The sequence below is a fragment of the Nafulsella turpanensis ZLM-10 genome (assembly GCF_000346615.1).
Taxonomy (GTDB): Bacteria; Bacteroidota; Bacteroidia; order Cytophagales; family Cyclobacteriaceae; genus Nafulsella; species Nafulsella turpanensis.
Window position 1 is genome coordinate 52,054 of record NZ_ANNU01000032.1, and the last position, 22,941, is coordinate 74,994.

A 22,941-nucleotide genomic window follows, 5' to 3' on the forward strand; every position below is an offset into this window, starting at 1 on the left:
AATGAAATACCTGCTTATCCTCTTCATGAGTACAGCCCTTACCCTTGGGCTCCAGCTGGAAAGCGAGGCACAATCGCCTGCACTTGCCTTTAACAGGGCTGCGAACCTTTTTATTGAAGGCGATAACCAACAGGCGCTTCGGAATGTAAATGCAGCTCTTCGTCGCTACCCCAACGACCCGCAGTTAAAAGCGCTGAAAGAAAAACTCGAAAAGAAACAGGAAGAGGAAAAGAAAAAACAGCAACAACAGGAACAGCAGAAAAAAGACCAGCAGGACAAAAAGGAACAACAACAGGACGGCCAGTCTTCTGAGGAAGAGAAAAAAGAAGAAGGCCAGGAGGAGAAGAAGCCACAGGAAGGCGAAGAAAAGAGTAAAGAAGAAAAAGAGCAGCAGGAAAAAGAGGGAGAGAAACCTTCCGAAGAAGAAGAAAAAGAAGGAAAGGAAAAGCAGGAGCAGCAAGCCCCTACTCCTTCCGAAACCGAAAAGCGGCTGGAACAAATGGATATTAGCCCCGAAAAAGCCCGCATGATTCTCGAAGCCATGAAGAGCAAGGAAGTCCAGTACCTGCAGCAGAAAAAGAGGAGGGCTCCCCAAAGAACCGACGACGGCAAGCCGGACTGGTAACAGCCCCGCTGCTTGCAAACGATTGAACGGAGCGTTGAGGCATTTAATTTAAGCCCGAAACTTTTTATCTCCTGCAAAAATTAAATAATTTTACCCCTGAGTATCGTACTCCTGATTTTTTAACAGATGAACTCCTGCAGGGAGTTTTAGTACTCTAACGGTCAGGGCATCTTTTCACCTTTTTAAAAATTATACTAATGAAAGAAGTTTATATTGTGTCAGCAGTCCGCACTCCTATCGGGAGCTTTGGCGGCAGCCTTTCCGCTTTATCTGCCACAGAATTAGGTTCCATTGCTATCAAAGGAGCCTTGCAGAAAGCCGGCGTCGACGGCAAAGAAGTAAATGAAGTGTTTATGGGCAATGTGGTTTCGGCTAATCTAGGCCAGGCTCCAGCCCGCCAGGCTGCCGTTGGTGCCGGTCTTGGCTACAATGTTCCCTGTACCACTATTAACAAAGTTTGTTCGTCGGGCATGAAGGCCGCCATGTTTGGTGCACAGTCTATTATGCTTGGCCAAAACGATGTGGTAGTCGTAGGCGGTATGGAAAGTATGAGCAATATTCCTTTCTACATTCCTAAAGCCCGCTATGGCTATAAGTATGGCAACGGAGAGTTGGTGGATGGTCTGCTGAAGGACGGTCTGTTCGAGGTATACCACAAGTTCCCGATGGGCAACTGTGCCGATAATACAGCCAGAGAATGCGGTATTACCCGCGAGCAGCAGGATGAGTATGCCATCAACTCCTACAAGCGTGTGGCCAATGCGGTGGAAAGTGGTTACTTTAAAGATGAAATCGTTCCTGTGGAAATCCCTCAGCGCAAAGGCGATCCTATTGTAATGGATACCGACGAGGAATATAAGAACGTAAAATTCGATAAAATCCCTGGCCTTCGCCCGGTTTTCAGCAAAGAAGGAACGGTAACGGCAGCCAATGCCTCTACCATTAACGATGGTGCTGCCGCCATGGTGCTAATGAGCAAGGAAAAGGCCGATGCGCTTGGTATTAAGCCATTGGCTAAAATCCGTGGCTTCGGCGATGCTGCCCAGGAACCTATCTGGTTTACCACCTCTCCTGCCCTTGCCATTCCGAATGCCCTTAAAATGGCTGGCATCAGCAAATCAGAAGTCGATTTCTTTGAAATCAACGAAGCTTTTTCTGTGGTAGCACTGGCCAACATTCAAAAGCTGGAGCTGGATCCTGAAAAAGTAAACGTATTTGGCGGTGCGGTAGCCCTTGGCCACCCGCTGGGAGCTTCCGGTGCCCGTATTATGACTACGCTTAATAGTGTACTGCACCAGAAGAGCGGCAGCATAGGCGTTGCAGGCATCTGTAATGGCGGCGGCGGTGCTTCTGCCATCGTACTGGAAAAAATGTAAGATACACCCACTCATTTTTAAAGGCCTGATGGTTATCCATCGGGCCTTTTATTTTACCGCAGGGGAGCCTTCAAATCAATTACCGCACGAATTTTGTCGTGATTGCGTTATAAACCTGCAAATGAAAATAAGCACCATTTATGAACTTAATTACCCGGCTTTTCACTTTCCTGCTCCTGGCCACCTCCCCGCTAACCCTCGCCTTGGGCCAGACAAAAATCGTCACCTATCACGATTCCGCCTCCACCCAGGTTAAATCAGTCTATACCATACTCGATGGCGACAGCAGCAAAATAGATGGCCCATTCAAGCAGTTTCACCCCAATGGCAGCGTCCTTACCGAAGGAGTTTTCGAGGAGGGACAGAAAGTAGGCGTCTTTAAGCAGTACTATTCTGATGGAAGCCTGCAGCGCGAAATTCCTTTTGTAGATGGCCTCCGCCAGGGAAGCATGAAAGTATATAACCCTGATGGTTCTCTCCTGCAGCTGGCTAATTTTGAACAGGACGAACTGCACGGGGAAATGCTCATCTATTTTTCCAAAGACAAAGTAAAAAGCAGTGCCCAATTCAAGAACGGGCAGCCCGACGGACTGGTAAAAGACTATTTTGAAAGCGGCAAACTGCGGCAGGAAATAAGCTACGCCAACGGAAAACCCAATGGTCCTACTAAAATCTATTACCCTGAAGGAGGGCTACAGTCGGAAGCGAACTACCAGAATGGCATTCTCCACGGCTATTTCCGCACCTATTACCCGAATGGACAAATCAATACCGAAAGCTATAATGAAGAGGGCCGAAAAAGCGGCACCTTTAAACATTATGCAGAAAACGGTACGCTCCTAACCGAAGGTGCTTACAAAGGAGGTGCCTTGCATGGCCCAAATAAAGCATGGTATGAGAATGGAAATCCTCAACATATATTCCAATACACTAAAGGCGCTAAGTCCGGCCTTAACCAAACTTTTTACCTCGAGGGCGGACTGGAAACAGAAGCCAACTACAGTAATAGCGGCAAAGATTACCGCCTGAAGGAGTTCTGGCCCAATGGAAAACTTAAAGCAGAGAAAGCGTTCGTTACCGAGCTCGCGCATGGCTCCTGGAAATTTTATAATGAGGAAGAAAAACTAATAAGAGAAGAAGACTGGCTAAACGGCAAAGAACATGGCCTTTTCAGGGAATATCATACCAACGGGCAGCTAAAGTGGGAGCTCAATTACCAGAACGGTACACCTCTGGGAGAAGAAAAAGCTTTTTATGAAGACGGCACTCCTCAATCCGTAGCCACTTACCAGAGCGGTAAGCGTTTTGGCCCCTATAAAGCCTGGCACCCTAACGGGCAACTAAAGGAAAGTGGAGAATGGAAAGGCACCACCCGCATAGGTGAGTGGAAGTTCTATTCCGAAGAAGGAAAGCTCCTCAAAACCACTACCTACCGGAATGGGGAAGTCATTAAAGAGCAGCCTGCAGGGGAATAAGTTCAACCGAACTATTTTTATATTAGCTGAACTTCTCTAATTTTAAGGCTGTATGGCACAGGCAATAAAAGAAACTAACTTTACTTTTGCCGGACAAACCCGGTCTTATAGGGGAAAGGTCCGCGATATTTATTACTTTCCGGACAAGCTGGTGGTAGTCGCTACCGATCGCATTTCTGCCTTCGATGTAGTCCTTCCAAAAGCCATTCCATATAAAGGACAGGTTCTGAACCAGATAGCAGCCTACTTCTTGCAGGCCACCGCCGAGCTAGTACCTAACTGGCTTACCCAGGTGCCCCACCCAAATGTAAGTATAGGCAGGCTCTGCGAGCCCTACCCTGTCGAAATGGTCATCAGGGGGTATCTGGCCGGCCATGCCTGGCGGGAGTATAAGGCGGGTAAACGCAGCATTTGCGGGGTTTCCCTTCCGGAAGGACTAAAAGAAAATGACCCGCTGCCGGAGCCTATTATAACGCCTACCACCAAAGCGCACGAAGGTCACGATATGGACATTAGCCGCGAAGAAATCATTAAAAGCGGCCGGGTAAGCGAAATCGACTATCTTGTGCTGGAAAAGTATACCCGGGCTCTTTTTGCCCGCGGAACTGAAATGGCCTTTGAAAAAGGACTCATCCTGGTAGACACTAAATATGAATTTGGTAAAGGCGATGATGAAAAAATTTACCTGATTGATGAGGTTCATACCCCCGACTCCAGCCGCTATTTTTACCTCAATGGCTATGAAGAAAGGCAGCAGTCCGGCGAGCCACAAAAGCAGCTGAGCAAGGAGTTTGTGCGCCAGTGGCTTATAGCCAAAGGTTTCCAGGGCCAGGAGGGCCAGCAGATACCGGAAATGACCGACGAAATTGTTACGATGATTTCTGATAGATACATCGAACTATACGAGAAAGTAACGGGTTTACCCTTTAACAAAATCAACACCAGCGGAAGCCTTACCGAAGAGATAAAGGCAAACATAATTGAAAACATTTAGTTGAATTAGTTAATTTACACTTCGACACACTTACATTTTTTAACACAAATCTTATGAAATATTCGGTTGACAAGCAGGAAAAATACTGTATAGTGGTGCTTCATGAAGAGAAGCTCGATACAACACTGGCTCCAAAATTAAAGTCTGAGCTGATTACCCTGCACGCCAAAGGAGTGAAAAATATTATTTTAGACATGTCGGAAGTTAAATACACCGACTCCTCGGGGCTGAGCTCTCTATTAGTAGGAAATCGTATTATGCAGGAAGAAGGTGGTTCTTTTATCCTGGCCAGCCTTACCGACCATGTTAACAAGCTGATAAAAATATCTCAGCTCGACAATGTGTTAACCATTCTTCCTACCAAAGAAGAGGCTGTCGACTATGTGTTTATGAATGAAATTGAAAATGATTTAAACAGCGGAGAAAATCTTAACTAAAGTACTCCTTGAGTTTTCAGATAAAAATACTGGGTTCCAACTCCGCAACACCTGCTCATAACAGAAATCAATCTTCTCAACTGCTCAACATAGGCAGTGAGTATTTCCTGATCGACTGTGGAGAAGGAACCCAGATGCAACTCATCCGCTACCGCACCCGCTTTCATAAAATTTCTCATATATTCATCAGCCACCTGCATGGCGACCATTACCTGGGCCTCATGGGCCTCTTGCTCACCATGCACCTGCAAAAACGTTCGCACGACCTCTATATTTTTGGTCCGCAGGGGCTGGATGAAATTATTACGGTTCAGCTAAAACACTCCCGTACTGTATTAAGCTATAAACTACACTTTACCGCCCTGCAAGCCGATAGCCATACACTGATTTACGAAAGCAATCAGCTGAGTGTATATACCCTGCCGCTGGTCCACCGCATTCCCTGTACGGGCTTTCTCTTTAAAGAAAAACCGAAGGACAGGAGAATGAACAAAGCCAAGCTGCTACCGGAAATGACCGGCGAAGAAATTACCCGCCTTAAGAAAGGGGAAGATATTTACAGTACCGAAGGCCAGCTCCGGTACCGCTGCCTGGATTATACCCTTCCTCCCAGGCGCTCCCGCTCTTTTGCCTATTGCTCCGACACCAAATACGAGCCGGCCCTTATCCCTTACATTAAAAATGTAGACCTCCTGTACCACGAAGCTACTTTTGCCCAGGACCAGGCCGAGCGGGCAGCAGAAACCTTCCACTCCACCGCCGAACAGGCCGCCCATATGGCCAGGGAAGCAAATGCAGCTACTTTAGTGCTGGGCCATTATTCTGTTCGCTACAAAGACCTGAGCCCTTTGCTTTCCGAAGCACAAGGCATCTTCCCTAATACCAGGCTGGCCATTGAGGGCGAAACCATTGAGGTAAAAGACTAACACATGAAGATAGAGGCCACTGCACCTGCCCGCAGGCGAAATAATCTGTTCCTCATTCTTTCCGGCATTTTCCTTACCAATGCCATTCTTGCCGAGCTCATTGGTGTCAAAATTTTCTCGGCCGAAGGGAGCCTGGGGCTTCCGCCCGCCCAAATCCCCTTACTGGATAATTTCAGGCTGGACTTTAACCTTACTGCCGGGGCTATTATCTGGCCGCTTGTGTTTGTTACCACCGATATTATTAATGAATATTTTGGTCCGAAAGGAGTCAGGAAAATAAGCTTTCTCACTGCAGGCTTAATCCTCTATGTTTTCGGGGTAATTCTGCTGGTAACTGAGCTGGAGCCGGCTGCTTTTTGGCTGGAGGTAAACCGGACCGATGCTGAAGGAAGGCCCTTTGATATTAACACGGCCTTTAATGCTGTTTTCCGGCAGGGAATGGGCATTATAATCGGTTCCCTTACCGCCTTCCTTATTGGTCAGCTGCTCGATGCATGGGTATTTCAGCGCCTGAGAAGCATTACAGGATCTAAAAAAATATGGCTGAGAGCAACCGGCTCTACTCTTATTTCTCAATTAGTCGACAGCTTTGTCGTGCTCTTTATAGCCTTCAAACTGTTTGGCAACTGGTCATGGCCACAGCTTATTTCCGTTGCCCTAATCAACTATCTCTATAAATTTGTAGTAGCGGTTCTGCTCACCCCACTTCTCTACCTGGCTCACTACCTGATTGACCGTTATCTTGATGGCCGTCACCACGGTGGCCGGCATTCCGGTGGCCGTCACCACGGTGGCCGACATCCCGGTGCAACTGAGAATGCTGGTCTCTAGGCACTGTATTCTTCTCCCCTTCGTAAATTATCACAGATAATAGCTGTTGCAATCGCTACATTCAGCGACTCAGCCCCTCCATAAGCAGGGATTCTTATTTTCTTGCTGATAAAAGGATAAAGATCCGGATGGATCCCATTGGCTTCATTCCCCATTAGCAAATAACCCCCGCCGCTAAAGGAAAAATGATGGACATCGGCACCCTCCAGGTCGGCACCATAAACCGGCAGCCTGTTGCCCGCTAAAAAGCCGGGAAGATTGGTATAGTAAGCCCGAACGCGGGTAAAAGAACCTTTAGCAGCCGCCACCACCTTAGGACTGTAAAAGTCGACGGTATTTTCTGAACAGATGAGCTTCTTTATTCCATACCAGTCGGCAATCCGGATAATCGTACCCAGGTTTCCCGGGTCATTGACATCATCGAGCAGCAGCGCATATTCACCGGCCGTTGCTTCCAGTGGCTGGTTTGGCTTCATTTCGGCTACTGCCAGGGCGCTGTCGTTCGTCTTAAACGTACCCAGACCGGCGAGGATATCTGCCGGTACTGAAACCAGCTCCACATTTGCTTTTTCTAATTCCTTAGCGTTATCTTGCAAAAACAATGGAGTTGCATAAACAGTTCTTGTTTCATAATCTGATTCCAAAAGTTCCAGCACGCTTTTTGTGCCCTCGACAAAGAAGAGCTGTTCTTTTTTGCGATACTTTTTGAGGTGCAGTGATTTTATGAGCTGGCTTTGTTTTTTTGTAATCATAAAGCAAAAGTAAAACGAGATTTTGAAGTTTCTAAATAAATTAACCGTCCTCTGCCTCCTGCTCGGCCTATCCTCCTGCCTGGGTACCAAGCATCTGCCAGAGGGCAAGCTCCTGCTGAGCGAGCAGAAAATTGTAGGAAATGAGGTAATAAGCACCAGTGAGCTGGCCGATTTTTACCGGCAGGAGCCTAATCTGGAGTTCCCCCTCATTCCATGGACCCCCTATGTTTCCCTCCACTACCTGGGAAAACAGTTTTACGATAAGGATAAAATCCGGCGGAAACGGGATGAAAAGGCAGAAGAGCTGGACAGGAAAATTGCCGAAGCTGTTGAAGAAGGAAGAGAAAACCGCGCAGAACGACTCCGAGAGAAGAAAAGAGAAAAAATAGAGAAAAAGAACAAAGTACTGGAAGAGGGAAACCTGCTCATGCAGATTGGAGAGCCTATTGTAATTTACGATAGTGCCCTTACCGTCCAGACTGCCGAGCAAATGGAGCTTTACCTGGAGTCGAAGGGCTTCTTTCATGGTGAAGTGGGTTTCGACCTGGATATAAAAGGAGGCAATAAAGCAATTGTAACCTATTTGATTGAAGAAAATCTTCCGTGGACCATCGACACGCTTTACCTGACCGTTGCCAACAACCAGATAAGGGACATCCTGGATGAATACCAGGAAGATAGCTACCTCGACACCACCCAGCTGTACGACCAGTATGAACTCTCCCTGGAACGAAACCGGATTGATAATCTGCTTAAAAACCACGGGTACTATGAGTTTAGCCCTCAGTATGTACATTTTAAGGTAGACACCACTCTGGGCGAACGAAAAGTATCTATCGAAACCATTATTTACCAGCCGGCCGACAGGGGCTATCATAAACAGTTCAGAATTGACTCTGTCATTTTTACCACGGATGCCACCATACAAGGCGACCTAGCCGGGAGGGAAAGCAGGCTGTACAACGGCATTATCTATAAGTTTTTTGAAGAGCAATATTCGAAACGCGTACTGGATAACAGGGTATTTATGCGCCCCGACAGCCTGTACAGCAGAAGGGCGACTCTGGAAACACAAAAGCAACTGGCGAACCTCGACATATTCAAGTTTATTAATGTTACCTACGACACCACCGGCGATACCTTCAATGCACTCATTTTCACCAGTCCGCTCAAAAAATTCCAGACCAGCAATGAAGTAGGGATCACCTACAGCCACAGCACCCCTGGTCCCTATTTTAATTCAACCTGGACCAACCGTAACACTTTTGGCGGTATGGAAACACTGCAGCTCAATTTGCTCGCAGGGATAGAAGGAGTACCCGGAACGACCGATCCGACCGCCAACCTTACCAGCCAGCAGATTGGCGCTAATCTTTCTCTTATTTTTCCTCACTTCCTGGCACCTCTCGGCCCCAGGCTGCGCTACAGGTTAGGTAACTTAAACCCTAAATCAAGGCTGTTAATTGGCTACGCCTATACCAACCGGCCGGAATTTGTCCGCTCCACTTACAACACCTCTTTAACCTATACCTGGCAAACAGAGAAGGAAGCCGATGAGAGCTTCTATAATAACCTTTATACCTTCTCTCCGCTGGATGTCAGCTATATTAACTCCTCCTTCCAGGGTGCAGAAGGCGCAGAGTTTCTGGCACTGCTGAAAGAATGGCAGGCCGAAGGGAACCCCTATATCCATTCTTTCGACCCCGCCTTTGTATCTAGCATGTATGCCTATGCTATTTTTAATAAAAATAATTACGGTACCTATGTGGAAAGATCGCGCTATATAAGGCCTTTTATTGAGAGTGGAGGCACTTCACTTAACTTTATTGATCTCCCTTTTGCCAGTGAAACTCCGGTAGATGGAGAGCCTTTAGAAGGAGAAGATGAACTCAGGGCTTATCGGTTTGTAAAACTGAGCAACGATTTCCGGGTGTACATTCCTCTGGAGGATAAGATAGGATTGGCCTATCGCTTAAATGCAGGGGTTGCCGTTCCATATGGCTCCGAAAATGCCACGCTCCCATATGAGAAGTTCTTCTTTGCCGGAGGGAGTAATAGCGTACGTTCTTACCGCCCCCGCCGTCTGGGCCCGGGGGTTTACAACCCAGCGCTGTATGGTGTTGATGAATTTGGCGAAAATGAAATTATCACCAACCAGCTGGAACAGCCTGGGGAAGTCCTGATTGAAGGAAGTGTCGAATACCGTCACAATATTTTTGGTTTCCTGAATGGAGCAGTTTTTGTCGACTTCGGAAACATCTGGCACCTCGAGGAATCTCCCGTTTTTCCGGGCGGTGAATTTAAGGTAGATGAGTTTTATAAGCAGTTGGCCCTTGGCGCCGGCTATGGCCTCCGGATGGACTTCTCCTTCCTGGTTGTGCGCTTCGACCTTGGTGTAAAAATTTACAACCCTATGGCCGTTACGCCTGATGGAGAAGGTGGCTATAATTACAGCGAGGGCTGGACCTTCGATAAATTTGAAGGCTTTCCTTTCAGTGCTCCCCAGGACCTTATCATTCTTAATATTGGTATTGGTTATCCTTTCTAAAAAGGTGGAGTTTCTGTCTGCCCTGGCACTTGCTTAAAAAAAGGTGTTGAATGGAGATCCTTTCCATCGGGAAGTTACCAGAAGAATGAAAAGCGCCTCTTTTTTCCAAACCTCTTTTACCCAAAAACAAAAAACCCATACTCCCGCTCGAAGTATGGATTTTTTGCTTTCGTTAGGTCCTGCTTAATAATCCAGCAGTTCCTGCAATTTTACCTGTACCTTATCGGCATTGGGCAACATTTCTTTTTCAAGCCCCACATTCAGCGGAATGGCGGGCAGGTTTTTGGCACCGATGGTCATAACCGGCGCATCGAGCTGCTGGAAACATTGTTCGCTAATCCGGCCGGCAAGGGATTCTGCAAAGGAATTCATGAGTGGTTCTTCCGTTACCACCAGCACCTTGCCATGTCGCTTAACCAGTTCCTTTACAGCAGTCCAGTCTAATGGATTGAGGGTACGGAGGTCGAGAATTTCTACCTGACCCGGAAAAGCTCCACTGGCAGCACGCGACCAATGCACACCCATACCATAGGTTATGACACCCACCGTATCTCCTTCTTCCAGTTTTTCAGCAGAAGCTTCCTGTGCTATCCTTGCTTTGCCTAAAGGAATAATGTAATCCTCATCCGGCTCCAGGGTTTTAGCTTCTTCTGTTCCTGGTACTTTACTCCAGTAAAGCCCTTTATGCTCCAGCATTACTACTGGGTTCGGATCGTAAAAAGCCGCTTTGAAAAGACCTTTCATATCGGCTGCATTGGAGGGGTACACTACTTTTATACCCCGGATATTCAGGAGTGTAGATTCCACACTACCGGAGTGATAAGGTCCTCCCCCGCCGTATGCGCCAATCGGCACACGAATAAGCGACTGGATGGGGAATTTACCTCTGGAAAGATAACAGCTCTTGCTCAGCTCCTCTACCAGCTGGTTAATACCCGGCCAGATATAGTCGGCAAACTGAATCTCTACCATGGGTTTTGCCCCTACGGCCGACATACCCGCTGTGGAACCAACAATATAAGCTTCCTGTATGGGCGTGTTAAAAACTCTTTCTTCCCCGTACTTGCCTGCCAGGGTAGCCGCTTCGCGGAAAACACCCCCAAGACGACCGCCCACATCCTGGCCATACAATAAAGCATCTGGGTGCTTTTTCAAAATCTCATCCACCGCATGCAGGGCGGCATCGACCATTACTACTTTTTCGGCTCCCTTTGGTTTCCGCTCTCCTTTTTCTTCTGTAACCGGCGTGGCAGCAAACTCATTTTCCATGAGCGTTTCCGGAGCTGGTTCAGGAGCGTTTAATGCAGTTTCATAGGCCTTCGCAATTTCCTGCACCGCCTCTTCTTCAATTTTTTCTATTTCCTCAACCGAAGCTATTCCTTCCTCGAGTAAGAAAGCCCGTAACTTCGGCCGCGGGTCATCCTGACTGTGCAGGGCCAGGTCCTTCTCTCCGCGATACCATTCCTTACGAACTCCGGAGGTATGGTGCCCCAGCAAAGGACAGGTGGCGTGCACCAGAACAGGCTTTCTTTCCTTCCGCACATATTCATAAGCCTTTTGCATGCCGAGGTAAGAGGCTGTAAAATCAGCGCCATCGAGCTGCATCCGCTCCAGCCCTTTAAAACCGGCTGCAAATTCATAGGCATTCATGGCGCGCATTTCTTTACCGCTTGCCGATATACCCCACTCATTATCCTGCACCAGGTAAACCACCGGCAGTTGCTTGAGCACAGCCATCTGCATGGCTTCCGATACTTCGCCTTCCGTTACCGAGCCATCGCCCAGCGAGCAAAGTACCACCGCTTTTTCACTTCCATTGAGCAGCCCCTGGCTTTCGAGGTAAGAAAGCCCATGGGCCATGCCGGTCGCCGGAATCGCCTGCATACCGGTAGCAGAGCTTTGGTGCGGAATGGTAGGCATTCCTTCTCTTTTAAGGGAAGGATGCGAATAATAGGTTCTGCCTCCGGAGAAAGGATCGTCGGCCTTGGCCATCAGCTGCATCATAAGCTCATGCGGCTGCATTCCTATTCCCAGTAAAATTGATTCATCGCGATAGTAAGGAGCGGCATAATCGATAGACCTGAGCTGAAGGGCCGCCGCCAGCTGAATGGCTTCATGTCCGCGGGAAGTACTGTGGACATATTTGCTGCAAATCTGTTTATTCTCCTCGTAGGTTTCGGCCATACGTCCGGCCAGGCACATGAGTTTGTAGGCCTTCAGGTAAACTGCACTGTCGATGGAGGTATTTTTCTTCTTTTCTTTCAGTGATGGCATAAAAAAATTGTATATCGATTGGCGTGTCCTGCGAATTTAGCCAAAATAAAACAGATTTCTATCGTTTGCAGCTAAAAAGCTAACGATCGTAAGCCCCGCCGCTTTGGTGTTCCTTTAAATAGTTTTAAATTTACTGGTCAACCGAAATAAAAAATGACGAGAGAAGAGATAGCAGAAAGTTTTAGAGCACTACAGGATAATATTTGTCTTCAGCTGGAAATTGCCGATGGAGGCGCAAAGTTTGAAGAAGACAGCTGGCTTCGCGACGACCCGGTGGCCGGAGCCGGGAAAGGCGGCGGCGGCCGTTCCCGCGTAATCAGGAACGGACAGGTACTGGAAAAGGGAGGGGTTAATTTTAGCGCCGTATATGGCGAAACACCTCAGGGAATGTTACAGAAGCTGCAACTACAGCAGGCCGATTTTTTTGCCAGCGGCGTATCCATTGTCATGCACCCGAAGAGCCCGATGGTACCCATTATTCATATGAATGTTCGCTACTTCGAAATGAGCAATGGAGTCTGGTGGTTTGGCGGCGGTATTGACCTTACACCTCATTATGTGGTAAAGGCACAGGCAGCCTGGTTCCATCAGCAGCTAAAACAGGTATGCGACCGGCACGATGAGACTTACTATACTAAATTTAAAAAATGGGCCGATGATTACTTTTATATCCCCCACCGTAAGGAAAGCCGTGGTGTTGGCGGCATCTTTTTCGACCGATTAAGTAGTGAGGAACAGGGAGGCAAAGAAAAACTATTTGGCTTTGTGCAGGACGTAGGGAAAGCCTTTGCACCTATCTACACCCACCTCATCGAGCTGAACAAAACGCTCTCATACGGGCAGGAAGAGCTCGACTGGCAAAGACTTCGCCGGGGCCGCTACGTGGAATTTAACCTGGTGTGGGATAAAGGCACCAAATTTGGCCTCGATACCGAAGGGCGGACCGAATCTATTCTTATGAGCCTGCCTCCGCTGGCAGCATGGGAGTACAACTACAGCCCTGAAGCCGGAAGCCGCGAAGCGCAAACACTGGAGCTGCTGCAAAAAGACATCAACTGGCTAGCCCTTTAAGTTATGTTCGATTCGCTGGTTCAGCTGGACCGGGAGCTGCTGCTGGAGCTCAACAGCTACAACAATCCTTTTTTTGATGAGATGATGTACTGGGTGAGCCATAAATTCTTCTGGCTTCCTCTTTACCTTTTCCTGGTATACCTGATTATTCGGAAAAATGGCTGGAATGCAGTATATGTTCTGGTAGGGGTTGCCCTGGTGGTAACGCTGGCCGACCAGTTTACTTCCAGCTTTATGAAGCCTTTCTTCGAGCGGCCCCGCCCCTGCCACGATCCGCTAATTGGCCATATGGTACATACGGTCGAGAAGTGCGGCGGCCGGTATGGCTTTGCCTCCTCTCATGCTTCCAATGTTTTTGGAGTGGCGGCCTTTTTATGGCTGCAGCTCCGCGACCGCTTCCGCTGGATTATTTTACTCTTTCCCTGGGCCGTGCTGGTTTCCTACAGCAGGGTATACCTGGGAGTGCATTATCCCGGCGATATTACGGTGGGTGCCATTGTAGGGCTGTTCTTTGGATGGCTCGTCTACTGGATCTACAACCAGCTCTCTCCCCGCCTTCCTTCTCTGGACAGACAAAAAGACTCCTGAAGATGAATGAAATTAAAGAACCAGCTCGATTGGCGGGTTCTTTAATTTCCAGTTTTACCCTTCCCTACTTCCCCATCTGCCTCAGGGCAATTTTCTGCAGGTATTTGCCAATGATGTCAAACTCCAGATTCACCTGCATACCCTCCTTTAGCTGGTGGAAGTTGGTATGCTCAAAAGTATAGGGAATAATGGCTACTCTAAAGCTGTTGTCCTTGCTGTTAAAGCAGGTAAGGCTAACTCCATTAACGGTAATAGAACCTTTTTCCACCGTCATATGGCTGGTGCCTTCAGGATAGCTGAAGTCGAACAGCCAGCTTCCACCCTCTTCTTTCCGGCCCGTGCAGACTGCAGTAAGGTCGACATGGCCCTGCACAATATGCCCGTCGAAACGGCCATTGGCCGGCATACAGCGCTCCAGGTTTACCTGTGTACCTTCTTTCCATTCGCCCAGATTAGTTTTTTTCATTGTCTCGTCAATGGCCGTTACTTTATAGCGATCCCCGGCAACGGCTATTACGGTTAGGCATACCCCATTATGGGCCACACTCTGATCTATTTTCAGCTCGGAGGCAAGGTGGCTTTCAATTTCGAAGGTGCGGTTGCTGCCTTCCTGCTCTATGCCTTTTACCTGCCCGAGTGCTTCTATGATTCCGGTAAACATGTCCTTTTCATTAAAATTTTTCAATCCTGTAAATTTAAGATAAAAGCTGATAGCTAAACAAAAAGCCCGCCCCCGAAGATTGATAGTAAGGAGCTATCGGGCAAATATTGTTTTGTTCAGGTAGTTCTCCCTATTGATCCATCGCAAAGCAGGCCCTGTGTTTTGCTGATTTTTAGAATATATTTGCAATGCTTTAACCCTAGCCGCTCATGATGTATCAGGACGATTATAAACATAAAGGAATGCGCAGATCGCTGGTCCGCATTCTTGTACAGAAGGGAATATACGATGAGCGGGTTTTGCAGGCCATTCAGCAGGTGCCCCGCCACTTCTTCTTCGAAAAAGCCTTTTTAGAACAGGCTTACCAGGATAAAGCCTTTCCTATTGGCGAAGGGCAAACCATTTCACAGCCCTACACGGTGGCTTTTCAATCGCAGCTACTGGAAGTAAAGCCGGGCGAAAAGGTATTGGAAATAGGAACCGGAAGTGGCTACCAGTGCTGTGTGCTGCTGGAGTTAGGCGCAAGGGTATATACCATTGAGTACATCCGGAAGCTGCACGAGAAAGCCCGCAGAATGTTGCCGGAAATGGGGTATAATGCCATTTTCGTTCATGGCGATGGCTCCCGCGGCCTCCCCTCCTATGCTCCTTACGATAAAATAATTGTAACGGCCGGCGCTCCCTTCGTGCCTAACGACCTGCTGCGGCAGCTTGCTGTTGGCGGAAAACTGGTGATTCCGGTAGGGGACGACCAGCAGCAGAAAATGCTCCGCCTGACCAAAAAGGATGAGAGTACGATTGTAAAAGAAGAATACGACTTTTTTAGTTTTGTAAAACTCCGCGGCTCCCAGGGCTGGGATGCCAAAGACCATCGGAACCTGTAGATTTGAACATGCTCTATTATGCCTAAAAAGAAAAAATTTGCCCGTGAATCCTGCGTAACCATGACGGAACTGGTGCTGCCCAACGACACCAATACTCTCAATAATTTAATGGGAGGTAAACTCATGCACTGGATGGACATTGTCTCTGCCATTGCCGCCCAAAAACATAGCAATCGCATTGTAGTAACTGCTTCGGCCGATAATATCTCCTTTGGCCAGGGTATACAGCTGGGCAATGTTGTTACCCTTAAAGCGCAGGTAACACGTGCTTTTAACTCTTCCATGGAGGTGCACATTGTGGTTACAGCCGAAGACATTCCGGCCGGCCGTAAATTCGAAAGCAACCGGGCCTTTTTTACCTTTGTAGCTGTGGACCAAAGCGGCCGCCCGATTGAGGTACCAGAACTGGTTCCGGAAACGGAGGAAGAACAGGAGTTGTACGATAGTGCCCTTCGCCGCCGGCAACTCCGGCTTATTTTAGGAAAGCGAATGCTGCCGCAGGATGCTAAAGAACTAAAATCACTCTTCGACCTCCCGTCAGATAAAAAATAGTAGTATATTCGGGTTAAGAGATCCGCTTAGCCCGAATACTTTCCTTACCCATGCAGCACGACCTTTCCTTCTTACCTTATTTTATTACGGAAGATTTATTTCTGCTACCGGAAGACCGGCAGGCGGCCGCTGAAGCGGCTACTCAGCAGCCATTAAGTCCTTCAAACGCTAATACAGAAGCAGCCGGTAAAAAGGAAGAAAATGAAGCACCTGCACCGGTAGCCAAAGCAGCTAATCCTGCTCCTGAAAAAGCAAAGGCCACAACGGTAAACCCAAAGCTTATCTTTGGAGAAAACCGTAAAGGGCTGCTCATTCTGGTCGAAGACCCCAACCACCCTATTATGGAGAGGGCCGATGGCTTATTCTTAAAGGATGTTCTGAAAGCTATTCAGTACACTTTCGATGATGTGGCTATTGTCAATATTTGCCAGTGTCAGAACCCTGCTGACTGGGAGGCTATAAATGAAATCCCTTTCACCCACTTCTTCTCCTTTGGCGTATCGCGGCAGGAAGTGCCAGCCACTACTACACTGGCTCCTTACGAGCTGGAAAAAAGCAAGGGCCGAAAGTTATTAATGGTGGATAAACTTTCGGTACTCCGGGCAGAACGCTCCCGCAAAATAGCCCTGTGGAACCTACTTAAACAGCTGTTCGTTTAGCAGTTGAACCAATTTGCCAGCTATGCAACGATTCCTACATTTCTTCAGCAGCTCAGGCAGGTATTTTAACCGCTACAAACGCAATTCAGGGGTAGCACTGGCAGTTGTTGTAATTTTCAGCGCCTTCCACTCCAATTCTTTTGATGGGCCTCCCGGGCAAAGTAATACTCATTCGCCTCCCGATAGCTTAAGTATAATTGACCCGCTCCTGAAAGAAACACTGCTCAACGATTTCCGTAGCAGGCAATTGGCAGACAGCCTTAGCAGTTTTGCACTTTCTCTGCATGGCAAAAAATACCGCTACGGCGGCGAGTCGCCTGAAGGATTCGACTGCTCCGGTTTTGTTTTTTACGTTTTTTCTCATTTCGGACATGAGCTGCTCCGCTCCAGTCGCTCCCAAAGTACCCAGGGGAAAGAAATACCACTCAATGAAGTCCAAAAAGGAGATTTGCTGTTTTTCACAGGCACTAACCCCAAACTGCGACAGGTGGGACACGTTGGAATTATCATTTCCACTCCTGAAGAAGAAATCAGCTTTGTTCACTCCTCTTCTAACGGAGGGGTAAAGGTGAGCCAGCTGGATGGCTATTATGAAACCCGCCTGATGTTTGCCAGAAGAATACTGGAGAATTAATTGATTACCGGACATATCTTCTTTCTTCAAAGCGTCTCTTTCCTGCTGTTCTGCCCCTAACACCAGGAAAATTACCTCACCAGCGAATTCTTTTTTTCACTTCCTTGAACTGAACTGCTCTTCCCATTGAGCCACTCGAAAAGACCCACTCCCATAGAAAAAGAGAATGTACTGTTCAGCTGTAAAAGCTTCGGAACAGCAGCTGCCATGATTCCTCTTTTTAGCAAACAAAAAAAGAAGCCCCATCAATTGATTGATGAGGCTTCCTGTATATTTTTACTAAAGGTTTATGCTATTCTTCGCCGAATAGCTCTGCCAGCTTTTTCTCCAAGGCCTCACCTCTCAGGTTCCTGGCTATGATCCGTCCTTCTTTATCCAGAAGCACCGTAGCCGGAATGGCATTGATGTTATAGGTTTTAGCTGCTTCTGAATTGAAATAATTGAGGTCTGAAACCTGTGTCCAGGTAAGGCCATCTTTTTCAATAGCTTTTACCCAATCCTGCTTATTACGGTCGAGCGAAACCCCATAAATTTCAAATCCCTCGTCTTTATACTTGTTATACAGTTTTACCACATTCGGGTTTTCGCGACGGCAGGGTCCGCACCAGGCAGCCCAGAAGTCAATCATTACGATATTTCCTCTCAGGTCGGAAAGCTTTTTAATCTCTCCTTCAGGATTAGGGAGGCTAATTTCCGGCGCCACCTGTCCAACTACTGTAGCGCGCATACTTTCCACTCCCTGCGCAAAGTCTTTCACATACTTAGACTCCGGCAAATCCTTTTGCAGGCGGTTGGCCAAAGAGTCAAGGAAAGGAAAGTCTGCTTCGCGGTTCAGGTAATTAACGCCATAAACTAATGAAATGGAGCTTTCCATCTGACGCATCAAATCCTTAAGTTTATCGCGCTGTTGCTGCTCAAGGGCAATATACTCCTGCTCCAGCTCCTTCATCCTGATTTTATCACCACTTTTACGAGCTTCCAGGAATTCATTTTCCAGCGTCTTTACTTTTTCCATGTTCGCCCGCATCAGGCGATTAATAGCTTCTAAATCATCAGTATCTGCTGAGCCTTCCACTTTCGCAGGCTCACTACTGTTCATATTGGCGTTGATGGTTACATCTTCATTATCGAGCACCAGCATAGCATATTGCTGACCGTAAAAATTAAGACGGTAAAAGCCTGGCTCATTAATATCCAGCGTTTCTTTAAAGGTCTGGTCCTCAGCCAGGGCAAAGGTATCTACAGGTACTGCCTGGTTCCCCTGTATTTCTTCCAGAATAATGTGTCCGCTGAGTGGGTTCTCCACCTTTCCCTGCAGCACAATTTCGCCTTCTTCCGGATTTTGCCCGCTCTGCCCGTTTGAGCAGGAGGCAAAAGCCAGCATGGCCAGCAGTGCTACATTCAGATTTCTGAAGTTCATAAATTCTTGTTTTAATTTCTTTTCAAAGCAACAAAAAGCTGCACGAAATCGTGCAGCCTATGTAAGAAAGCTTTATTTTTCCAGCGCTTCGCGCAGCAGCTGATTCGTCTTTTTTGGGTCTGCCTTACCCTGGCTCTTCTTCATTACTTCTCCCATAAAGAGCCCTAGTAGCCCTTTTTTACCTCCACGGTACTCCTCCACCTTTTCCGGCCAGGCAGCAATTACATCTTCTATGATGGGCAAAATGGTATCTTCATTACTTTCCTGCAAGAGGTTTTCGGCTTCAGCGATGGCTATTGCTTTTTGCTGTGGCTGTTGCAGCAGGAGCGGATATAGCTTTTGGCTTGCTACTGAAAAGCTCACTTTATTACTGTCCACCAACTCAATCAGTTCCGCAACCTGAGCGGGTTTAAGCGGGAAGTTGGTGATATCGAGGGTAAGTTCGTTGAGATAGCCTTTAACAGGGCCCATCATCCAGTTTGCGGCGGCTTTGTAATTGCGTGTCTGGCTACAAAGCTCCTCAAAGTAGAGGGCTATATTTTTACTGTCGGTCAGCACCTGGGCATCATATTCAGATAAGCCATACTCATTGACAAACTTATGAAGCAACTCCCAGGGCAAACTTGGCATCTGCTCTTTTACACTATTCAGCCATTCATCTGAAATAACCAGTGGGCTCAGGTCAGGCTCCGGAAAATAGCGGTAGTCGTTCAGCTCTTCCTTGGTACGCATGGAAATGGTAGTACCTGTGGTGGCATCGAAGGTGCGGGTTTCTGAGGATATCTTCTCCCCTGCTTCTACGGCTAATATCTGGCGTTCAATTTCATATTCAATGGCCCGCTGTACATTCCGGAAGGAGTTCATATTCTTTACCTCCACCTTTTTACCGTATACCTCAGAGCCTGCCAGCATCACAGAAATATTGGCATCGCAGCGTAGCGAACCTTCCTCCATATTGCCATCGCATATATCAAGATAGCGTACCAGGCGGCGAATTTCCTGCAGAAATACGTAAGCCTCTTCAGAGCTTTCCACAACCGGCTCGGTTACAATTTCGATAAGCGGAGTTCCGGCACGGTTAAAGTCTACCAGGGTATCCACATCGCCCTCGAGGTGCATGGATTTACCGGAATCCTCTTCCATATGGATGCGCGTCAGGCTCACCTGCTTTTCTCCCCCCTCCTTTGTTTTGATGGCGATAAAGCCGCCACGGCAAATCGGCGTTTTGTCCTGCGTTACCTGGTAGCCCTTCGGGAGGTCGGGGTAGAAATAATTCTTCCGGTCAAAGATGTTGTAACGGGTAATTTCGGAGCGGCAGGCAATCCCCATGCGCATGGCATATTCCACGGCCCTTTTATTGACCACCGGCAAGGTGCCAGGGTGGCCGAGGGTAATAACACTGATGTTGGTATTGGGCAGATTTCCATACTCTACCGGGTCGGAAGCATACATTTTGCTTTGGGTAAGCAGCTGAGCATGCACCTCAAGTCCTATGACTACCTTATATTTATCGCGAATTTCCTGATTCAGCATAATTCAAGTATTTCTAATCTTATGGAAAAGAAAGAAGGTGTTGTTCTTCTTTACTGTTTGGCAATCAATTTGGCTTTTTCTATCACTTTATCCAAGCCGTTAATATCTTTTCCTCCGGCAGTGGCAAAGAAGGGCTGTCCGCCGCCGCCGCCTTTTATTTCTTTTGCCAGCTCACGCACCAGGTTTCCGGCATGGAGGCCTTTTTCCTGAATAAGGGCTTCGGCCACCACCACCGATATTTGGGGCTTATGGTCAATGTCAGCAGCCAATACCATCAGCAGGCGGTCAAACTGGTTCTTCAGCTCAAAAGAAATAGTTTTTAGTGCATCTGCCGAAGGCAGGCTCACCCGCTCAATCAGCAGCTGAATACCATCGGTTTCCTGTACTTTAGCGGCCAGTTCTTTGCGTAGTTCTCCTGCCTGTTGCTGCTGCACCTTTTCCAGCTCCTTCGCTAATTTATTTCGTTCGTCCAGCAGGCCTTGTACGGCAGCGGTTAAATCTTTCGGGTTTTTTAACAGGGCTTTCAGCTGCTCAATATTTTCCTGTTGCTCACGCACCATTTCCTCTGCTGCACGGGCCGTTACCGCCTCAATCCGGCGCACACCGGCAGATACAGAACCTTCGGATACGATTTTAAACAGGCCGATCTGTCCGGTAGCGGTTACGTGGGTACCACCGCAAAGCTCTACAGAATAAGCAGGGTCGAAAGAGATAACTCTTACCGTATCGCCATATTTTTCACCGAAGAGCGCCATAGCGCCTTTTTTCTTTGCCTCTTCAAGGGCCACATCGCACTCTTCGAGCAACTGGATGTTCTGGCGAATCCGCTCATTCACCATCTCCTCTACTTTTTTAAGCTCTTCGTCCGTAACTTTAGCAAAGTGTGAAAAGTCGAAGCGGAGCAACTGCTCATTTACCAGGGAGCCTTTCTGCTGCACGTGTTCTCCTAAAACCTTCCGCAAGGCTGCATGCAACAGGTGGGTAGCCGTATGGTTGTTTTGGGTATAGCGGCGCTTATCGGCATCTACCACAGCAGTAAATTCAGCTTCCGGCTGTTGCGGCAGACGCTCAGCAAAATGCACAATCAGGTCATTTTCCTTTTTGGTATCGATAATCCTGATTTTTTCCTTGCCATCGGTAAGGTAACCGGTATCCCCTACCTGTCCGCCACTTTCGGCATAGAAAGGGGTTTTATCCAGCACCAGCTGATAGTTCGTTTTGTTCTTTTCCTTTACCTCCCGGTACTTTACGATTCGGGCTTTCGCTTCCAGCTGAGTGTAGCCCACAAAGTCTACTTTTTCACTACCTCCTTTTACCGCTACCCAATCGCCTGCTTCGGTAACCGCTGCTTTTTTAGAACGCTCTTTTTGCTTCTGCATCTCTGCGGAAAAGCCTTTTTCATCAACGGTAAGGCCGTTTTCCCTGGCAATTAGACCGGTAAGGTCGAGCGGAAAGCCAAAGGTATCGTACAGCTCGAAGGCAACCGGTCCGCTAATGGCTTTTGAGCCGGAACTGATAAGTTCGTTGAGGCGACGCAGACCAGTTTCCAGCGTACGGAGGAAGGCGGCTTCTTCTTCCTGAATTACTTTGCTGATAAAGGCTTCCTGTGCTTTGAGCTCCGGGAAAAATTCACCCATCTGCTCGTTGAGCACTGCCACCAGGCGATACAGGTAAGGCTCTTTCAGGTTCAGGAAGGTAAAGGCGTAGCGTACGGCACGGCGCAATATCCGGCGAATCACATAACCCGCTCCTGTATTCGATGGCAGCTGGCCATCGGCTATCGCAAAGGCAATCGCACGGATATGGTCGACCATCACCCGCATTGCAATGTCGGTCTCTTCGGCTTTGCCATAGGCAATGCCGGCATCTTTTGCCACCTGCTGAATAAGGGGCTGGAACACATCTGTATCGTAGTTAGAGCGTTTGCCCTGGATGGCCATCGCCAAACGTTCGAAGCCCATGCCTGTATCGACATGTTTATCAGGCAGTGGCTGCAGGCTTCCATTGGCCATGCGGTTAAACTGGATAAACACCAGGTTCCAGATTTCCACCACCTGCGGGTGGTCGTTATTTACCAGCTCACGACCAGGCGTTTCGGCTACTTCTTTCTCCGACCGAAGGTCTACATGAATTTCAGAGCAGGGTCCACAGGGGCCGGTATCGCCCATTTCCCAGAAGTTATCTTTCTTGGAGGCATAAATAATACGGTCTTCCGGCAGAATCCGGCTCCACAGCTTAAAAGCCTCTTCATCGGGACTTAAGTTATCGTCTGTATCACCTTCGAAAACAGTTACATATAAGCGGTCTTTTGGCAGTTTAAAATGTTCTGTTAACAACTCCCACGCCCACTGGATGGCTTCCTCCTTAAAGTAATCGCCAAAGCTCCAGTTGCCCAACATCTCAAACATGGTATGGTGGTAGGTATCGATGCCTACCTCTTCCAGATCATTGTGTTTGCCGGACACACGAAGACATTTCTGGGTATCTGCCACCCGTGTAAAATCAGCCTTTTTATTACCTAAAAAGTAATCCTTGAACTGGTTCATTCCCGCATTGGTGAACATAAGTGTAGGATCATCCTTATTGACCATTGGGGCTGATGGAACGATTCGGTGTTGTTTTGATTGAAAAAATTCCAGAAAGGTACTTCTTATCTGCTTCGAATCCATAGATGAGATTATTGTTAAGAGGCTGTTTTTAG

20 protein-coding genes are annotated in these 22,941 nt (G+C 47.9%); 14 read left to right on the top strand and 6 right to left on the bottom strand.

Annotation, left to right across the window (positions count from 1 at the left end; translation table 11 throughout):
• Position 1: 1 nt before the first annotated feature.
• The 7 genes from F752_RS24115 to F752_RS24120 all read left to right on the top strand — a co-directional run bounded on the left by F752_RS24115 (position 2) and on the right by F752_RS24120 (position 6,664).
• Positions 2–625: a hypothetical protein gene (locus F752_RS24115; protein WP_017732194.1), complete on the top strand. Its 624-nt coding sequence runs from the start codon at positions 2–4 to the stop codon at positions 623–625.
• A gap of 197 nt (positions 626–822) precedes the next feature.
• On the top strand, positions 823–2,001 hold the full coding sequence (locus tag F752_RS0113080; RefSeq protein WP_017732195.1) for an acetyl-CoA C-acyltransferase: 1,179 nt from the start codon (positions 823–825) through the stop codon (positions 1,999–2,001).
• Positions 2,002–2,141: 140 nt separating this feature from the next.
• On the top strand, positions 2,142–3,476 hold the full coding sequence (locus tag F752_RS0113085; protein WP_017732196.1) for a toxin-antitoxin system YwqK family antitoxin: 1,335 nt from the start codon (positions 2,142–2,144) through the stop codon (positions 3,474–3,476).
• Positions 3,477–3,528: 52 nt separating this feature from the next.
• Complete coding sequence (locus F752_RS0113090) at positions 3,529–4,470, top strand: phosphoribosylaminoimidazolesuccinocarboxamide synthase (protein WP_017732197.1); 942 nt, start codon at positions 3,529–3,531, stop codon at positions 4,468–4,470.
• Positions 4,471–4,523: 53 nt separating this feature from the next.
• Positions 4,524–4,907, top strand: coding sequence for an STAS domain-containing protein (locus F752_RS0113095; RefSeq protein WP_017732198.1), 384 nt, complete (start codon positions 4,524–4,526; stop codon positions 4,905–4,907).
• A gap of 8 nt (positions 4,908–4,915) precedes the next feature.
• Positions 4,916–5,833: a ribonuclease Z gene (locus F752_RS0113100; RefSeq protein WP_017732199.1), complete on the top strand. Its 918-nt coding sequence runs from the start codon at positions 4,916–4,918 to the stop codon at positions 5,831–5,833.
• A gap of 3 nt (positions 5,834–5,836) precedes the next feature.
• A complete protein-coding gene (locus F752_RS24120; RefSeq protein ID WP_017732200.1) occupies positions 5,837–6,664 on the top strand; it encodes a queuosine precursor transporter in 828 nt (275 codons plus the stop codon).
• Here the strand turns inward: F752_RS24120 and F752_RS0113110 are convergent.
• Positions 6,661–7,416 (bottom strand): TrmH family RNA methyltransferase, encoded by a 756-nt coding sequence (locus F752_RS0113110; RefSeq protein WP_017732201.1) that lies wholly within the window; start codon positions 7,414–7,416, stop codon positions 6,661–6,663. The genes F752_RS24120 and F752_RS0113110 overlap by 4 nt on opposite strands.
• A 22-nt stretch (positions 7,417–7,438) precedes the next feature.
• Between F752_RS0113110 and tamL the strand changes: the two genes are divergently transcribed.
• The gene (tamL, locus tag F752_RS0113115; RefSeq protein ID WP_017732202.1) at positions 7,439–9,964 is read left to right on the top strand and encodes a translocation and assembly module lipoprotein TamL; all 2,526 of its coding nucleotides are present in this window, start codon (positions 7,439–7,441) and stop codon (positions 9,962–9,964) included.
• Positions 9,965–10,147: 183 nt separating this feature from the next.
• Here the strand turns inward: tamL and F752_RS0113120 are convergent, their stop codons facing one another.
• A complete protein-coding gene (locus F752_RS0113120; protein ID WP_017732203.1) occupies positions 10,148–12,238 on the bottom strand; it encodes an alpha-ketoacid dehydrogenase subunit alpha/beta in 2,091 nt (696 codons plus the stop codon).
• 153 nt (positions 12,239–12,391) lie between these two features.
• Between F752_RS0113120 and hemF the strand changes: the two genes are divergently transcribed.
• A complete protein-coding gene (hemF, locus tag F752_RS0113125; protein WP_017732204.1) occupies positions 12,392–13,309 on the top strand; it encodes an oxygen-dependent coproporphyrinogen oxidase in 918 nt (305 codons plus the stop codon).
• Positions 13,310–13,312: 3 nt separating this feature from the next.
• On the top strand, positions 13,313–13,897 hold the full coding sequence (locus F752_RS0113130) for a phosphatase PAP2 family protein (RefSeq protein WP_017732205.1): 585 nt from the start codon (positions 13,313–13,315) through the stop codon (positions 13,895–13,897).
• 64 nt (positions 13,898–13,961) lie between these two features.
• Here the strand turns inward: F752_RS0113130 and F752_RS0113135 are convergent, their stop codons facing one another.
• The gene (locus tag F752_RS0113135) at positions 13,962–14,558 is read right to left on the bottom strand and encodes a riboflavin synthase (protein WP_040664614.1); all 597 of its coding nucleotides are present in this window, start codon (positions 14,556–14,558) and stop codon (positions 13,962–13,964) included.
• A gap of 212 nt (positions 14,559–14,770) precedes the next feature.
• On the opposite strand from F752_RS0113135, the gene F752_RS0113140 reads away from it, so the two are divergent.
• The 4 genes from F752_RS0113140 to F752_RS0113155 are packed head-to-tail and all read left to right on the top strand — an operon-like array spanning position 14,771 to position 17,287.
• Positions 14,771–15,442 carry a protein-L-isoaspartate(D-aspartate) O-methyltransferase gene (locus F752_RS0113140; RefSeq protein WP_017732207.1) on the top strand — a complete coding sequence of 224 codons (672 nt, stop codon included), beginning with the start codon at positions 14,771–14,773 and terminating at the stop codon, positions 15,440–15,442.
• Between the two features lie 18 nt (positions 15,443–15,460).
• Positions 15,461–15,994: an acyl-CoA thioesterase gene (locus F752_RS0113145; RefSeq protein WP_017732208.1), complete on the top strand. Its 534-nt coding sequence runs from the start codon at positions 15,461–15,463 to the stop codon at positions 15,992–15,994.
• Between the two features lie 50 nt (positions 15,995–16,044).
• Complete coding sequence (locus tag F752_RS0113150; RefSeq protein ID WP_017732209.1) at positions 16,045–16,653, top strand: hypothetical protein; 609 nt, start codon at positions 16,045–16,047, stop codon at positions 16,651–16,653.
• Positions 16,654–16,675: 22 nt separating this feature from the next.
• Positions 16,676–17,287, top strand: a complete 612-nt coding sequence (locus F752_RS0113155) for a C40 family peptidase (protein ID WP_017732210.1) — start codon at positions 16,676–16,678, stop codon at positions 17,285–17,287.
• A gap of 292 nt (positions 17,288–17,579) precedes the next feature.
• On the opposite strand, the gene F752_RS25800 is transcribed toward F752_RS0113155, so the two are convergent.
• The 3 genes from F752_RS25800 to alaS all read right to left on the bottom strand — a co-directional run bounded on the left by F752_RS25800 (position 17,580) and on the right by alaS (position 22,909).
• Complete coding sequence (locus F752_RS25800; protein ID WP_017732212.1) at positions 17,580–18,707, bottom strand: TlpA disulfide reductase family protein; 1,128 nt, start codon at positions 18,705–18,707, stop codon at positions 17,580–17,582.
• Positions 18,708–18,779: 72 nt separating this feature from the next.
• Entirely contained in the window at positions 18,780–20,240 is a 1,461-nt protein-coding gene (gene gatB / locus F752_RS0113170) for an Asp-tRNA(Asn)/Glu-tRNA(Gln) amidotransferase subunit GatB (protein ID WP_017732213.1), read from the bottom strand.
• Positions 20,241–20,290: 50 nt separating this feature from the next.
• Entirely contained in the window at positions 20,291–22,909 is a 2,619-nt protein-coding gene (alaS, locus tag F752_RS0113175; protein WP_026135732.1) for an alanine--tRNA ligase, read from the bottom strand.
• Positions 22,910–22,941: the final 32 nt, after the last annotated feature.